Here is a 16,065-nt window from a genome sequence, read left to right on the forward strand (position 1 = left end):
AACAGCTTTTTTTATTGGAAGCTTTTTCATCAATTGTCACAAATTCTAATCTGTGCTAGGATAAAGGCGGCTTCGGCCAAAAAAATCAGAGTAGGAAGTAAAGCGTTAAGTGCTGAAAGGATGGGATGTTGCCTTTTGGACGAAAGAATTTTTTTCTGCGGTTTTACTTTCGCATTCGCTGCATGCAGATGTAGCAGCTCTTAAAAGGAGATGCTCACAATGAAAAAACACCTCGATGCGCGTAGCATCACGACGATGGCCTTATTGATCGCGATGATGGTCGTCATGTCTCGGCTTTTCGGAATCGAGACACAATTTTTGAAAGTCAGCTTTACCTTTGTTCCAGAGATGATCATGGGGATGTTCTTTGGTCCGTTATGGACAGGCATCGGCACGATGATCGCCGACCTAGTAGGGATGTCACTTTTTGCGAAAGCGCCGTTTTTCATCGGTTTTACGATCAACGCGTTTTTAGAAGGTGCGATCTACGGCTTTTTCTTTTATAAAAAAGAAATCACTTGGAAAAATGCGATCGGTTCAGTTCTTGTAACCACGGTCGTGATCAATTTGATTTTGACCCCGCTATGGTTAGCTATGTTATACCAAGTACCGCTGACTAGTTGGGCGATCTGGACTCCGCGGCTGATCAAATCAATCATTTGGGTCCCTTTGCAAAGTATCACGACTTACTTTTTAGGAACCGTGTTACCGTATAAACAGTGGCTCGCACGTTTTACATTGCACAGTCACTAACGAAAAAAGGAGTGGGACATTCGGCATGTCTCTCTCCCTTTTTCTATCTCTTCATGCTATTTTTTCGTTTCATAAACCAGTTGCTTTTGTTTACTTAACTTTTAGCTTACAATTAAGAAAAACTGCGGGAACCCGCAAAAAATTTATCCGATTGGAGAGTGATCGTGTGTTAAAAGAAGAACGGTTCGAAAAAATCTTAACTTTGGTCAATCAAAAAGGAACGGTCAAAGTTAACGAGATCATGGATCACTTGGATGTTTCAGATATGACTGTCCGGCGCGATCTGACTGAACTAGATCGCCAAAAAAAATTACGCAAGATCCACGGTGGTGCTCAAAGTCTCCACAGTTATAAATATTTGGAACTATCTCATACAGAAAAGAAAATTTTGAACATCGATGAAAAACAAGCGATCGTTAAAACAGCACTCTCGTTGATCAATGATGAAGATACGATTTTTCTAGGACCTGGTACGACGATCGAATTATTGGCTGAACAGATCGACCAACGAAATTTAAAAGTCGTGACCAATAGCTTGCCGGTCTTCAATCATTTGATCCATCATGAAGACATCAAATTATATTTGTTAGGCGGGGCGATGCGGCAGCGAACCAATGCATTTTACGGTGAACTAGCGAATGTGAATCTCGCGCAAATGTTTTTCCACAAAGCCTTCATCAGTTGCAACGCGATCGAAGACGGCAATGTGATGACCGCAAGCTTTGAAGAGGGTCAAACCCAAACGATCGCCTTTAATAATTCCCAAGAACGCTTTTTACTTGCTGATACTTCTAAACTCAATCAACGCGACTTCTATGCGTTTTATCAGCTCGATCAGTTAAGTGCCGTCGTGATGAACCAAGACCCTGAACAAAGTTATTTAGAATTAGCGGAGCAAGTCAAAGTAATCACCGAACCCATCACTAAAAAATAACGAATATCCGCTAGCACGAAAGCACGAACGTTGTCTTTCGTGCTCTTTTTTTGTAGATTTTTGTTTGGTTTATCCCCAAAAAGAAACCGTTTACGCCAATAAAATTTAATTTTTCTTTATTTACAACTATTTCAAACAAAAAAAACGAAAAACGTGTTGACTATTGTTTGAAAACGATTTATTATGAACTCAAGAAAAATAAATCAATCATATTTCAACAAATAATTTGAAATGTAATCGGTTTAAGGAAAATTTTTTAGGAGGAACAAGAATGAAGAAGGAATTGAAACAGCGGTTGGCTTATGCGTTTGGAGCATTCGGACACGACACGTATTACGTAACACTCAGCACTTATTTTATGATCTTTGTCACTAGTTGTATGTTTGCTGGTACCGATGCAAAAACAAATGCTAAAATGATCGGGATCGTCACTAGTTTAGTTGTTGGTATTCGTTTGATCGAGATCGCCTTTGACCCGATCATCGGTGGTGTGATCGATAATACGAAAACAAAATTTGGAAAATTTAAACCGTGGTTAGTCATCGGCGGATTGGTCAGTGCCGTCTCACTCGTTGCGATCTTCACCAATTTCTTTGGTTTAGCAACACACAACACGACCCTTTTCATCATCGCTTTTGTAATCGTTTTTGTCATTTTGGATGCGTTTTATTCATTTAAAGATATCGCGTTTTGGTCGATGATCCCAGCGATCAGTACCGACAATAAAGAACGTGAAAACTTGGCAACTTTCGCGCGTTTAGGCTCTTCACTCGGGGCAAACGGTACGACGTTAGTAGTGGTTCCTTTAGTTACATTCTTCACCTTCATGATGACTGGTAACCGTGACCAAGGGGCTTCAGGTTGGTTCTGGTTTGCCGTGGTGGTCGCTGTCATCTCAGGTGGTTCCGCTGTCGTTGCGGCTTTATTCACGAAAGAAAATGATAGTGCGATCCGTCAACAAAATGCTGATGAAAAAGCTGGGATCAAGCAAGTCTTTGAAGCAATTTCTAAAAATGATCAATTATTATGGTTAGCTTTGTCGTATATCGGCTTTGCCATCGCCAATGTAACGACGACAGCCGTTTTACTTTACTTCTTCAAATATGTGTTGAACATGGCAAATAAATTCTGGTTAGTCGGCTTGATTGCTGCAGTTTTAGGGTTCATCTCCGTCTCACTATTTCCGATCTTGACGCGGGTCTTAACCCGGCGAATCATTTACTTAGGCGGGATCGCCATGATGTTACTGTCTTACGTCTTCTTACATTTCGGAGCAAGTCACTTATCAATGGTCATCGTTGGTTTAGTCTTATTCTACTTCCCGATCCAGTTAATCTTCTTGTCGGCTTTAATGACCTTGACTGACTCAGTGGAATACGGTCAATGGAAAAATGGGACTCGTAACGAAGCTGTCACGTTATCGATTCGGCCTTTACTAGATAAAATCGCCGGTGCTTTATCAAACGGGATCGTCGGATTCGTTGCTGTTGCTGCCGGTATGACTGGAAATGCAACCGCTCATGACATTACATCAAAAGGTGTTGCAACCTTTGAATTCTATGCTTTCTTAGCACCTGCGATCTTACTGATCATCTCAGCTGTGATCTTCGCCAAAAAAGTTACGCTGTCTGAAAAACGCCACGCTGAAATCGTTGCGGATTTAGAAGCGTCACTTTCAAAAGAAAACAGCCAACATGTAACAGCTGAAACTAAAGAAGCCGGCAACTTGGCTTAAGCTTAATAAACAGGACTAAAAAAGGATTCTCCGCAAGTTGGAGAATCCTTTTTTAATTGACTGAAAACTGACTAGCTTTAACAACGCATTCATTGGCGTTTACCCAGTCAATCACTCAATCACTTAAATAAATTTTCTGTAATGCCTTCAATTGCTCGTGATCAAAACCTAGCACTTGCGCATAGTGTTGAAAGGTCCCAAATTTTTTTTCGATCAATTGGAAAGCCGAAACTAAATAATCTTTTTTGACTTGCAGCGTAGTTTCGATCACCGCTAGTTTTTTAGGGTCAAAGCCTTGTCTTTCTAAAACTCCCAGCAATTCTAAATTCGCTTGGCGGCGTGCGTGGTTCGTTGCCAAGTAATCCTCAAAGATCACTCGTGGTTCAACTTCCAGCAAAGCCAGTAACAAAGCAGCCGCAAAGCCCGTCCGATCTTTCCCAGCAAAGCAATGGAACAACAGCGCGCCTTCTTCCATCTCTAATGCATGTTCTAAAAATTCGCGCCATCCTGTCTGAGCAGCTGGACTCAAGATAAGCTCCCGATAAACACCTAATAGGTAGCAATCGACTTCTTCAACTGATGAAAGCTTTAAGAAATCAGTGAAACTAGCATTTTTAGCATCGATCCGACTTAGTAGATCGATATTGACGTAAGTCGCACCTGGCAAGACCGTATCCGGCGCGTACTCAACTTCAGCTGCCATCCGAAAATCAATGATCTTCCGTAAATGATAGTCTTCTGTTAGCAACTGCCGATCTTCTTTACTGACATTAGTGAGTTGACCTGAACGGATCAATTTTTTATCTTTGATTTTTTGGCCTTTTTGATTGCAGATCCCGCCGAGGTCTCTGAAATTGGTGATTGAAATCTCCATAGCTTAGCTCCTTTGACTCAGGCCTCTTGATGTGATTTTATTGCTATGTAATAAGAGAACTGTTGATTGAAAGAAAGTCCTTTCATTGGGAATGTTACTGGGGTGAGCAAAAGAAGTAAATGTTCTTTTTTAGATTCTATTTAAATTCTTTTTACTTTTTCAGCAACCTCTCGAAACTTTTTATAGAATTAAAAAAAACAAAAAAAGCGAAACATTTCTGCTCGCCTCTTTCTATCAGATCTACGGTGTGTGATCAGCAAATCTTTATTTAGTCGCACGCTTCAAATACGTACCTTCTTGCGTATTGATCTCCAGTAATTCGTCAGTCTCGATAAAATCCGGTACATTGACGACTAAACCGGTTTCCATCGTAGCAGGTTTGCCAGAACCAGTCACCGTTGCACCTTTGATTGAAGGTTGCGTTTCAATGACCCGTAACACTACAGTCGTTGGTAATTGGATCCCAATCACTTCTGAACCGAAAAATTGGATCTTAGCTTCCATGTTTTCCAATAAATATTTCATGTCTTCTACGATGGTAGCTGTTGGGATCTCATATTGTTCATACGTTTCCAGATCCATAAAGATCGCCATATCATCTTGGCTGTACAAGTACTGCACATTTTTCGTATCGATCATCGCTTTTTCAAATTTTTCATCTGGTCGCAAAGTCGTATCATACGTCGCACCCGTCCGGACATCACGCAATTTCATCCGCATCACGGTATTCCCTTTTCCTGGTTTGTGGTGACTTGCCTCTAAGACTTTGATCAGTTTGCCATCTTGGACAAACGTCATGCCAGAACGTAAATCATTTGCTGCAATCATAGGACACTCTCCTTTTTCTATCAATCATTTCAAGCTTTCTTATTGTAGCAAATAACACGAGAGCTGACTAGTTAATCTCTGACAAAACAAAACTGATCTGAGCTAATAAGCTAAAAAGCTCCTACTCAGATCAGTTCAATCAACTAATAAATCATTATTAAACTGCTAGCGGCAGAAAAACTAAGCTAAAGCAGCTTTGTCTTCTTCAGCTAACACATCGTTCATTCGACCAGATTTGAAACCATCAACATCAATGGTTACATAATTAAAGCCTAGTTCTTTCATGTAAGCAGAAATTTCTGCTTTTTGATTCAACAATGAAAGCAATTGATTTTCTGGCACTTCGATCCGAGCTAAATCATGATGGACCCGAACTCGTACAGTCGCAAAACCAGCTTCGCGTAAATATTTTTCCCCGGCAAAGACTTGATCCACAGCGGCTTGCGACAATTTTGTTCCATAAGGGAAACGAGAAGCTACGCTGCAAGATGCGACTTTATTCCAGTTCGCTACACCAGCTGTTTTCGCTAACTCGCGAATCTCGCGTTTATAAAGATTGGCTTGTTGTAATACGCTCAGCACGCCTTCTTCATCCCGGGCTTTAAGACCTGGACGAAAATCAGCGTTGTCATCCATGATCATGCCATCGACGATCACTTCAAAGCCTTCTTTTTCAGCGTAAGCCCGAATCGTTTGATACAATAATTTTTTACTGAAAAACCAGCTGTCAGGAGTGTTAGCGGCAATTTTACTGTCGGCTAGTTCACTCATTTCAAGCCCTAACACTTGTGCGCCCATTTCATCAGCTAAGTCGACTGCTTTATTGAATTCATCATCGGAAAATAATTCAGAATTGACGACGACCGCTAAAACATTTTCAGAACCTAAAGTATCAAGGGACACTTTCAATAAATATGAGCTGTCGATCCCGCCGGAATACGCGATTGCGACTTTACCTAGTTCTTGGATTTTTTGGATTAGATTTTCTTCTTTTGCTTTTGCGAAACTCACATGAAACATCTCCTAAATTTTTACTGATTGACGAGTGTAAGTATATTGAAATCTACGGCTAGTGAAAACCGCCATTGATAGTCACAATTGTTACTACCATTTTTAAAGTATCAGCTTAATAGTTGATCAGCTGTTGATACAGTGTCGAATCAGCGGTGATCTCTTCAGTCGAATATTTTTTGATTGGATCGGTGAACAATAAAACCGCGTCGGCTTCGTGGGCGATACTCACGTAATCATGGGAAGATAAAATGATCGTCTTGCCTAACTGCTGGAGCTGTTTCAAGATTTGCTTAAATAATTTTTCGGTTTCTTTCGTCAAGCCATTGAACGGTTCATCCAATAAATAAACAGCCGGATTCATTGCTAAGATGCTCGCGAACGCAACTTTCTTTTTTTCACCACCAGACAATTGATACGGCACACGTTTTTTTAACGGTTCCAGTTTTAGCAGTGCCAGACAATCATTCACCCGTTGCTCGACTTCTTCCGGTGCTAATTGTAATTGACGCGGACCAAAAGCAATCTCATCATAGACGGTGGAATTAAATAGCTGACTGTCGGTTTCTTGAAATAAAATTCCTAAGTGACTGTAAAATTTCTTTTTTTGAACGGTATTTGCTTGCCACTTGGTCAAATCTTTTCCTTCAAACCAGATCTCGCCAGTTGCCGGCGTCAAAAAACCGGCTAGTAAATTTAAAAAAGTTGATTTGCCGCTACCATTTTCTCCCATCAAGGCCAAATATTCTCCCGACTCGATCGTCAAATCAAACGCAGGAAATACTTCCGTTTGGTAACGATACGTTAGAGCTTTGATTTGATACATCTTAAATCCTCCCGATCCAAAGTAATCCAATAAACAACATACTGTGTGCTAGGACGAACAACTGATCTTTTTTGCGCAACGGTTGACGCACACCATAATATTCACCAGTAAAACAGCGCGCCGTCATCGCCCGATCCAATTGTTTTCCATACGCGATCGCTTTTAAATAAATCAGGCCGATCAAATTGCTGCCAACTGCCAATTTGATTTTCCCGCCTACAGCTCGGGCTTCCACCGCTTGTAACATCTCAAGGAGCAAATGACCAAATAAATAAATATATTTGATCGTGATATCCAGCTGCAGCAAAATGACGTTAGGCAAATGTAGCCGTTTCAACGTCACCAATAATTCATAGACACTGGTGGTCTCCGTGTAATTAGCGAGGGTGATACTCAGTAACGGCAAACGCAATAAAAATAAATGACTACCTTGATTGAACAATAAAGTCGGTAAATAAATCATTAGCGGCATCACAAGCAAGAGGCCAGCTTTTTTGCAGACTAGGCGCAAACTGACGGGATCAAGGAGCAGTAGCAAGCCACCTAAATATAATCCGATCAACCATAAGACGATGACTTGTCGCGTCAAGCTGATGAGGATGATCAAAAAGAAAACAGTCAATAATCGGACGGTCGGATGGATCGTCCGCAGCGGATTTCCAGCTGTCTCTTCCTTTTTTTGAAATTTACGCAATAGAAAAAGTAAGCCTTTCTGATTTTTGATCAGAAAAGCCTCTTTTTTATTCGGAGTGAATTCAACTTGCGTTTCTTTCAGCCAATCAGGCATTAATTTTTCCTTCTTTCAAAGAGCAAGCGGTACACTAAAAGAAATAGAACAACCGCCGTGGCCGCACTCAATACATAACCCAGAGTCACGGGCAGACCGGGGATCGAGTAATCACTGAACAACGAATGAAACGAAAAACCATGGACCATCCCTTTTGGTTGAACAGCAGGTAAGTGATAAGCTTTCAACGTTTGCGTCAATTCCGAAAGATCCCACTCTCCCCAAGCGGTCCCTTGTGCTAACAGCCCCAGCGGTGACAACACGACGAGCACTAATAATAATTCTTTTAAGCGGTGTAATTTCGTTTGAGTCTGTTTTTCTTCAGTGTATAACGAATTACTTGAAACATTTTTGACCAACTGGTAGACCCCTACGGTAAAGAGGCCTTCCACAACACCAATGACTAACAGATGGACACTCATCATCGCTGGGATCGTGATCGCTAGCCCATACGGATTATACAGCGGTGTCCCATTGGCTTCATGAAACAGCAGTGGCTGGATGCCTAATAAGACTGACGTCGAAAACGCCGCGACATTTACCCCCACATAACCGCCTAAAAAAGCACCGACTTTAGACCATTTCGATTGCGCGAACAAACGATAGATCCCATAACCGACAAACGGCATCACAAAAGCCATCGAAAACGCGTTGGCACCAAAGGCCAAAATCCCACCATCACCAAATAAAAAAGCTTGCAGTAGCAACGCGACCGTCACCGACAGGCACGCCGCCCACGGCCCCATCAAGATTGCTAATAGTACCGCGCCAACTGCATGAGCGGTGGTTCCGCCAGGCACCGGTAAGTTGAACATCATGATCAAAAAAGATAATGAAGAGGAGATACCCAGCATGGGGATCGTCTCTTTTTTTAATTTGATTTGCGTTTCGACTTTGCGAACTGATTTATACCAAACAGGGACCATCACCCCGGCCATCACGGCACACGTTTGGGGACTTAAATAATTTTCTGGAATATGCATAATACGCTCCTATCTTGCAGTGTAATCGGCCAAGTATTCTTGGTCGTAGATGATGATTTTTTGTTTTTCGATCCCAATGACTTGTTCTTGTTTCAAGTCATGGATGATCCGGTTGACACTATTACGGGTAGAGATTCCGCAAAAGCCAGCGATGTCTTCATTAGTTACTTGGAAATCAATCAAAAGACCGTCTTTAGTTTTGACACCAAACAGCTGGATCAATTTATAAATGAACGCACAAACGGCACCTTTTTTGCCATTCATCGTCATGTTTTGCAACGCCTCGATATTTTCCGATAATTTTTGACGGTAGTAATCGCGGACATAATCTTGCAAAACATTATCTTTTTTGACATATTCCCAAAAAACCATGCGCGGCACGCGATAAAAACTTGCTTCTTCCGATTCGATGCGGACATTGAAAGGTGAAGACGTATAATTTGAAACTTCATCGCGTAGTAATGAAATAATATCTGGTGACACAATATAAGCTAAATTAAATTCACGACCGTCCTTCAAAATAATACTCGTCTTCACAACGCCTTCTTTCAGCACATACGTGTAGGCTTCTTCCAACCCATGATAGGTCAAATATGTATGGCGTTTTTTCTTGATGATCGGCGTCTGTCGTTCTTCTAAAACTGAAACAAGATAATCTGACTCCATTTTTACTTCCACTCCTTTTTCACACTCAATGTAACAATTTTTTTGATAAAAAATTCTACCGCTGTTCAAGCCGTATACCATTCGGCTGCTACACTTTGTTACGCATACAGAAGCCACTAATAAAACCAAAGTGGCACTAGCATAACTTGCTAAAGCAGGCAGACGAACTGGCATCCTTTTTCACACTCAATGTAACAATTTTTTGGTAAAAAATTCTACCGCTGTTTAGGTTGCTACCCTTTACTCACTATTTTTGGAAAATATCCGTTTCCTATTATCTACGTTTGACAAAAACGCTTGTTATCAATTGTTACTACCAATCGTGTGAACGTAGATTTCTCAATTCATTATACTGGTTTTCGTCAAGATTTTAACAAGGAGATGACTGTTGTGGTAGAAATTAAACTGCCCTATGACAAACAAATGATAACAGCCGAAATTCCGGATAAGAATTTCGCTGGGCTTTTAGAATCGAAAGCCGAAAGTTTTTCCAATCCGCTTTCTGAACAAGAAACGGTGGAAAAATCAATGGATAATCCCATTGGTAGCCAATCGCTAGAAGAATTAGCGAAAGGTAAAAAAGATATCGTGTTGATCAGTTCCGATCACACGCGTCCAGTCCCTTCTCATATCATCACACCGATCATTTTACGACGGATTCGGTCGGTCGCACCAGATGCGCGCATTCGAATTTTAGTGGCGACTGGTTTTCATCGCCCTTCTAGCCGCGAGGAATTGATCAATAAATATGGTCAAGAAATCGTCGACAACGAAGAGATCGTGATGCACGTTTCTACTGATGATGCTGCGATGGTCAAAATCGGTCAATTGCCTTCTGGTGGTAATTGTATCATCAACCGAATCGCTGCTGAAGCAGATCTACTATTAGCAGAAGGCTTTATTGAATCGCATTTCTTCGCTGGTTTTTCTGGCGGTCGTAAATCTGTTCTGCCTGGGGTCGCATCTTACAAAACGATCATGGCCAACCACTCCGGTGAATTTATCGATTCGAACAAATCACGGACTGGTAACCTTGAACACAATCCGATCCATGAAGATATGTTGTATGCGGCTCGCACTGCTAATTTAGCTTTCATCGTCAATGTAGTCTTAGACGGCGATAAAAAAATCATTGGTTCCTTTGCAGGAGACATGGTCGACGCTCATAAAGTCGGCTGTGATTTTGTCAAAGATTTGGCCAGTGTCAAAAAGATCCCAAGTGATATCGCAGTTTCTACGAATGGTGGTTTCCCATTAGATCAAAATATTTACCAAGCCGTTAAAGGGATGACCGCAGCCGAAGCAACCAATAAAGAAGGCGGCGTCATCATTATGGTCGCCGGCAGTCAAGATGGTCACGGCGGTGAAGGGTTTTATCATAATATCGCAGACGTTGCTGATCCAAAAGAATTTTTAGAAAAGGCGATCAACACACCACGGTTAGAAACTGTACCTGATCAATGGACCTCACAAATCTTAGCCCGGATCTTAGTTCATCATCACGTGATCTTTGTGTCAGACTTAGTCGATCCAAAACTGATCACTGATATGCACATGGAACTTGCGAAAACATTTGATGAAGCACTTGCACGAGCGTTAGAAATTGAAGGCCAAGACGCAAAAGTTACCGTGATCCGTGATGGGTTATCTGTAATCGTTGAATAATTTTTAGCATCAGGATCGTTAGCAGCTCAGGAGCAGGACATCAGCTAAGTCCTACTGCTGGGTTGTCTGTTTGAAAGGCAAAGCAAGGAGTTTTTAAAATGGAAACAATTGAAATTTTACAAGCCGTCAAAGCCGGTAAACTATCAGTCGCACAAGCGGAAGAAAAATTAGTCGGTTTCAATGAGTTAGGTTTTGCAAAAATCGATACGGATCGCAACGTGCGAAATGGTTATCCTGAAGTCATCTACGGCGAGGGCAAAACGAGCGAACAAATCGTAGGCATCATCCAAGTCTTGTTGACAGAGCAAAAACCGATTTTAGCTACTCGGATCGCCCCTGAAAAAGCGAGCGCGTTGCAAACTAGTTTTCCGGCCGGTCAGTATTATGCGTCGGCGCGTTGCTTTGTCTTGAACCAAACAGACGTAACGACGGATCATTACATCGCGATCGTCACTGCCGGAACATCTGACATCCCAGTAGCTGAAGAAGCCGCCGTTACCGCGGAAACTTTTGGCAATTCAGTTAAACGCATTTATGACGTGGGCGTTGCCGGTATCCATCGGCTATTTGCTCGGCTGGAAGAAATCCAAAATGCGGCTGTCGTCATTGTCATCGCCGGGATGGAAGGTGCGCTCGTCTCTGTGATCGGCGGATTGGTCAGTGTTCCTGTGATCGCAGTGCCTACTAGCATTGGCTACGGAAGTAATTTAAATGGTGTCACCGCATTATTGGGCATGCTGAACAGTTGTGCATCCGGGGTGAGCGTCGTCAATATCGACAACGGTTTCGGTGCCGCCTACAACGCCAGCATGATCAATCAAATGAAGGAGTAAGCAGATGAAAAATTTATATTTAGAACCTTTTTCCGGTTTGAGTGGTGATATGTTGAACGGATTGTTGCTTGATTTAGGCGGCGATCTCGCTTTAATGGAACAAGAATTGAACAAGCTATCCGTCAAAGGCTTTCATTTACACGCCAAACGCATCGAAAAAAGCAGTATTTATGGCACGGACTTTGATGTGCATTTGACAGCAGGATCAGCAGAAAAAGATCACGGGATCAAAGGTGATTTTGCTGACAGCCACGCTGAGCATCCCTCGGAAATGACGCACGAACACCATCACCACCACGCAGAACAGCTCCATGATCATTCGCACAGTCATGGTCATGCTCGAAATCTGCAAGATATTTTACAATTGATCGAACAAAGTGACTTATCGCAAACGGTCAAACAACACAGTACGAATGTTTTTACCGACATCGCAAAAGCAGAAGCCGCGGTCCATCAAATGCCGCTTGATCAAATCCATTTTCACGAAGTCGGCGCCTTAGATTCGATCGTCGATGTCATCGGCTTTTTCATCTTGTGGGAACAATTGGACCTCCAACACGTTTACGCTACCCCAGTTACAGAAGGCAGCGGCACGATCACGGTCGCTCATGGTGTCATGCCGGTTCCAGTCCCCGCTGTGATGCAGTTGCGAAAAAATAGTCAGATTCCGATCCAGCAAGATTTTGAGATCAAAACGGAACTCGTGACTCCCACTGGACTTGCGATCTTTAAAGAATTAGCACCGCGTTTTACGAAACCCCTCGGCACGATCGAAAAAGTCGGCTACGGTTTTGGCAAACGTGAAACAGGAAAATTCAACGCACTCCGCGGTTCATTGTTGAGTGCGACACATAGCAACCAAATCGTCCAAGCTACTGGTGATCAAGTTTTGCAGATCGAAACGAACATCGATGACCAAACACCGGAACAGTTAGGCTACGTCATGGATGTGCTACTTGATCAAGGCGCTTTAGATGTTTTTTATACATCGATCCAGATGAAAAAAAATCGGAGCGGTATTTTATTGACCGTGCTGACTACCCCAGATCAAAAAGAATTTTTTACGAAGCTCTTATTCAAACATACTTCAACGATCGGGATGCGCTTTGCAACGTTAGATCGCACGATCATGAAACGCAGCTTTGAAGTGGTCAAGACGACATATGGCGCGGTCCACATCAAAGTCAACACCTATCAAGGCATCACCAAAAAAACAATTGAATACCAAGATTGTGAGCAGATTGCAAAAGAACACGACTTAGCGATCGCTGACGTCTATCGGCTCGTTGAAGCCGCAATCAAATAATTTATCGATAAGGGAGAGTTTTTAGTTATGTTGCATCATGTTTTAGCAGAATTTATGGGGACCGCATTAATGATTATCTTCGGGGTCGGCGTCCATTGTGACGATGTCTTGAAAAAAACTAAATACGCTGGATCAGGTCATTTATTTGCCATCACAACTTGGGCTTTTGGGATCTCTGTAGTGCTGTTCATCTTCGGCGGCGTCTGCATCAATCCCGCAATGGCGTTAGCGCAAGCGATCTTAGGAATGATTCCTTGGAGTTATTTTATTCCTTACGTTGTGGCTGAAATGCTAGGCGGCTTAGTCGGTGCCATCATCGTCTATATTATGTATGCCGATCACTTTAAAATTTCAGAAGGTACCGTTGATCCAATTGCGATCCGCAATATTTTCTCAACGAATCCAAACCAACGGGACTTACCACGAAATTATTTTGTCGAAACCTTTGCGACGTTCGTCTTTTTAACTTCCATTTTAGCCATCGCGCACTCTTATGAATCTCAATTACCGATCGCAGTCGGACTTTTAGTTTGGGCCATCGGGATGGGGATGGGTGGTACCACTGGTTTTGCCATGAACCAAGCGCGTGATTTAGGTCCGCGGATGGCTTATCAAATTTTACCCATCAACAACAAAGCGAACAATGACTGGCAATATGGGTTGATCGTTCCTGGGACTGCGCCATTTGTCGGTGCTTTATTCGCCGCTGCCTTTGTGCATTTCTTCTTACATTTCTAAGCAAACAACTAAAAAAACGGATGAAGGCTGAACCTTCATCCGTTTCTTTTTGCGTTAAAATTCTTGATACACCGCTGGATCTTGGTCTTTATTACGGCCATCAACTTTCGTCAAGCCATTGATCTGTTCTAGCTCCGTTGCAGTCAGCTCAAAATCAAAAACTTGTAAGTTTCCAATCTGGCGTTTGCTGTGAGCGGATTTTGGGATCGGCATCGTACCTAATTGCAGTTCCCAACGTAAAATGATCTGGCCGACATTTTTATGATATTTTTCAGCTAAGTCCCGTAATAAAGGCTCTTGCAAGACGTGACTCGCACGCCCTAATGGACTCCACGCTTGGGTCAAGATCCCTTTTGTACGATCATAATCACGCTGCGTTTTTTGATTGAAATACGGATGTAGCTCCACTTGATTGACGGTTGGCAACACACCGGTCTCTTTTTCTAAGCGATCGATCTGTTCCGGCAAAAAATTGCAGACCCCGATCGAACGGATCAAGCCAAATTTTTGTGCCTCGATCAAGGCTTGCCACGCTTCTACGTAATGATCTGCTTGTGGATTTGGCCAATGGATCAAATATAAATCATAATAATCTAAGCCAGCGCGCCACAGTGATTCCTGGATCGTCGTAATCGCTTCTGAGTAACGATGATGACGTCCCGGTAATTTAGACGTGACGATGATCTCAGAACGTGGCACACTGGAACGGCGAATCGCTTCCCCAACGGCGCCTTCGTTTTCATAATTGAACGCCGAATCCAATAAGCGATACCCATTTTCTAGCGCTGACGTCATGGCATTGACGCCGATCTGACCATTTAATTGATACGTTCCAAAACCAATCTTAGGCAATTGCAGCCCATCACGTAATTGATATGTTTCCATGCAAGCTCCCCCTTTTTCTTTACTATAACGCGCGTTTGAAAAAAAAAGCTACTGAGAGCTCCTTTAATCTTGGGGGAATAAATAAATTTTAGTAAATGGTGTGCCGGAACGGATATTAGATAATTGATTGGCCGGAAAAGTACTGTGCCAGAATCGATCATGACTTGGATCGTTGCCCCAAAAAAATCCTAAATGACAATCTGGATTAGGCTTGCTGCGATCAGCTTCAAAATAAATGATGTCCCCTTTTTTTGCTAGGCCGCTTTGCAACAGCTCACCGACTGAGTTAAAAACATGATGCGGACATTTTTTGGTTAGTGCGTCGCGCCAATTATAGCCGTTAGCGACACCGCCCCACGCATTGGCTAGTTGGGTAACACGTCCAATATCACCACCGGATCGCGCCATCACCGTCGCTACAAATCCCGTACAATTCATCCGAGGTCCAAACTGATTCGGTGCGCCATTAGGACTCATAGAAGTTTGGGCATTTGCCGTTAAACTCCGCGTCGGCGTCGTCAAATAAAATTGATCGTTTTCATGGGCGGACAACTCGTTTAGGACCCGCGCCCGACTGGTCCCTAAAAAACGCGCGGCAAAGTTTTGGACCGGCGGCGGTGGCGGGACTGCCGCGGTGACACTATACCAACTGACACCTTCTGCTTGCCAACCACTAGCAACTAAATGATCGCGTTCTTCACTTGCCATCGTATAATGATGGGCGCCAGCTCCGTGATCATTAGGATTATAAACGCGGTAGACAGGATAGTCACTTGTTGCCACTGTCTGCCAGCCGATCCCTTCTGCTTGCCAGCCTTGACTGACTAAATGAGCTTGTTCTTGTGCTTGATGGGTATAAAAATGCTCACCTGAATTAGGATTATAGAGCCGGTAGATCGGCGTTCCAGTAGCTGTCGCACGAAACGCGATCCCTTCATACCACCAGCCCAGTTCGACTAATTGATTCTTTTCGTAGCCGTTTAGCGTATAAAAGTGCTCACCTGAATTGGGATTATAAATGCGGTAAACATCGATCGCGTCAGCCGTTGCATTTACTGGAGTAGCAGTTTCAGTCGCTGCATTTTGGTCGGCTCCCTCAACTTGGGCTACCGGTTGTCCATTTGCTTGATCGATTCCATTTGATTCTGCTTGACTGACCGATGGATTAAGTAGCAACCAAATACTGACGAGCCCTAAACTTCTTACCAACTTCCACACTTGAGACTTTTTCATCTTACCTC

At 42.8% G+C, this 16,065-nt stretch carries 16 protein-coding genes and 1 riboswitch; of the genes, 7 read left to right on the forward strand and 9 right to left on the reverse strand.

Features of this window, described 5'->3' with window-relative positions; translation table 11 throughout:
* Positions 1–84: 84 nt before the first annotated feature.
* Positions 85–183: riboswitch (THF riboswitch) on the forward strand.
* Between the two features lie 36 nt (positions 184–219).
* From GVJ38_RS01035 to GVJ38_RS01045, 3 genes are all read left to right on the forward strand, one after another.
* Complete coding sequence (locus GVJ38_RS01035; RefSeq protein WP_159721305.1) at positions 220–753, forward strand: folate family ECF transporter S component; 534 nt, start codon at positions 220–222, stop codon at positions 751–753.
* 166 nt (positions 754–919) lie between these two features.
* Positions 920–1,687: a DeoR/GlpR family DNA-binding transcription regulator gene (locus GVJ38_RS01040; protein WP_159721306.1), complete on the forward strand. Its 768-nt coding sequence runs from the start codon at positions 920–922 to the stop codon at positions 1,685–1,687.
* A gap of 271 nt (positions 1,688–1,958) precedes the next feature.
* A complete protein-coding gene (locus tag GVJ38_RS01045; protein WP_159721307.1) occupies positions 1,959–3,422 on the forward strand; it encodes a glycoside-pentoside-hexuronide (GPH):cation symporter in 1,464 nt (487 codons plus the stop codon).
* Between the two features lie 115 nt (positions 3,423–3,537).
* Here the strand turns inward: GVJ38_RS01045 and GVJ38_RS01050 are convergent, their stop codons facing one another.
* The 7 genes from GVJ38_RS01050 to GVJ38_RS01080 all read right to left on the reverse strand — a co-directional run bounded on the left by GVJ38_RS01050 (position 3,538) and on the right by GVJ38_RS01080 (position 9,397).
* Complete coding sequence (locus tag GVJ38_RS01050; RefSeq protein ID WP_159721308.1) at positions 3,538–4,296, reverse strand: tyrosine-protein phosphatase; 759 nt, start codon at positions 4,294–4,296, stop codon at positions 3,538–3,540.
* Positions 4,297–4,560: 264 nt separating this feature from the next.
* Positions 4,561–5,124 carry an elongation factor P gene (gene efp / locus GVJ38_RS01055; RefSeq protein WP_159721309.1) on the reverse strand — a complete coding sequence of 188 codons (564 nt, stop codon included), beginning with the start codon at positions 5,122–5,124 and terminating at the stop codon, positions 4,561–4,563.
* 180 nt (positions 5,125–5,304) lie between these two features.
* Positions 5,305–6,135, reverse strand: a complete 831-nt coding sequence (larE, locus tag GVJ38_RS01060) for an ATP-dependent sacrificial sulfur transferase LarE (RefSeq protein WP_159721310.1) — start codon at positions 6,133–6,135, stop codon at positions 5,305–5,307.
* 115 nt (positions 6,136–6,250) lie between these two features.
* Positions 6,251–6,961 carry an energy-coupling factor ABC transporter ATP-binding protein gene (locus tag GVJ38_RS01065; RefSeq protein WP_159721311.1) on the reverse strand — a complete coding sequence of 237 codons (711 nt, stop codon included), beginning with the start codon at positions 6,959–6,961 and terminating at the stop codon, positions 6,251–6,253.
* Between the two features lies 1 nt (position 6,962).
* The gene (locus GVJ38_RS01070) at positions 6,963–7,748 is read right to left on the reverse strand and encodes an energy-coupling factor transporter transmembrane component T (protein WP_159721312.1); all 786 of its coding nucleotides are present in this window, start codon (positions 7,746–7,748) and stop codon (positions 6,963–6,965) included.
* Complete coding sequence (gene cbiM, locus GVJ38_RS01075; protein ID WP_159721313.1) at positions 7,748–8,731, reverse strand: cobalt transporter CbiM; 984 nt, start codon at positions 8,729–8,731, stop codon at positions 7,748–7,750. Before cbiM ends, GVJ38_RS01070 begins: the two co-directional genes overlap by 1 nt.
* A gap of 9 nt (positions 8,732–8,740) precedes the next feature.
* A complete protein-coding gene (locus GVJ38_RS01080; protein WP_159721314.1) occupies positions 8,741–9,397 on the reverse strand; it encodes a Crp/Fnr family transcriptional regulator in 657 nt (218 codons plus the stop codon).
* Positions 9,398–9,787: 390 nt separating this feature from the next.
* On the opposite strand from GVJ38_RS01080, the gene larA reads away from it, so the two are divergent.
* The 4 genes from larA (at position 9,788) to larD (ending at position 13,939) form a co-directional block, all read left to right on the forward strand.
* Positions 9,788–11,062, forward strand: coding sequence for a nickel-dependent lactate racemase (larA, locus tag GVJ38_RS01085; protein ID WP_159721315.1), 1,275 nt, complete (start codon positions 9,788–9,790; stop codon positions 11,060–11,062).
* Between the two features lie 98 nt (positions 11,063–11,160).
* Positions 11,161–11,895 (forward strand): nickel pincer cofactor biosynthesis protein LarB, encoded by a 735-nt coding sequence (larB, locus tag GVJ38_RS01090; RefSeq protein WP_159721316.1) that lies wholly within the window; start codon positions 11,161–11,163, stop codon positions 11,893–11,895.
* A gap of 4 nt (positions 11,896–11,899) precedes the next feature.
* Positions 11,900–13,201 (forward strand): nickel pincer cofactor biosynthesis protein LarC, encoded by a 1,302-nt coding sequence (gene larC / locus GVJ38_RS01095; RefSeq protein ID WP_159721317.1) that lies wholly within the window; start codon positions 11,900–11,902, stop codon positions 13,199–13,201.
* Positions 13,202–13,228: 27 nt separating this feature from the next.
* Positions 13,229–13,939, forward strand: coding sequence for a D/L-lactic acid transporter LarD (gene larD, locus GVJ38_RS01100; RefSeq protein WP_159721318.1), 711 nt, complete (start codon positions 13,229–13,231; stop codon positions 13,937–13,939).
* A 54-nt stretch (positions 13,940–13,993) separates the two neighbouring features.
* On the opposite strand, the gene GVJ38_RS01105 is transcribed toward larD, so the two are convergent.
* Together GVJ38_RS01105 and GVJ38_RS01110 are read right to left on the reverse strand one after the other, a co-directional pair.
* Positions 13,994–14,824 (reverse strand): aldo/keto reductase, encoded by an 831-nt coding sequence (locus GVJ38_RS01105; RefSeq protein ID WP_159721319.1) that lies wholly within the window; start codon positions 14,822–14,824, stop codon positions 13,994–13,996.
* A gap of 63 nt (positions 14,825–14,887) precedes the next feature.
* Positions 14,888–16,057: a hypothetical protein gene (locus GVJ38_RS01110; RefSeq protein ID WP_159721320.1), complete on the reverse strand. Its 1,170-nt coding sequence runs from the start codon at positions 16,055–16,057 to the stop codon at positions 14,888–14,890.
* Positions 16,058–16,065 lie beyond the last annotated feature (8 nt).

It is taken from the genome of Enterococcus sp. CSURQ0835 (assembly GCF_902706605.1).
Classification (GTDB): Bacteria; Bacillota; Bacilli; order Lactobacillales; family Enterococcaceae; genus Enterococcus_A.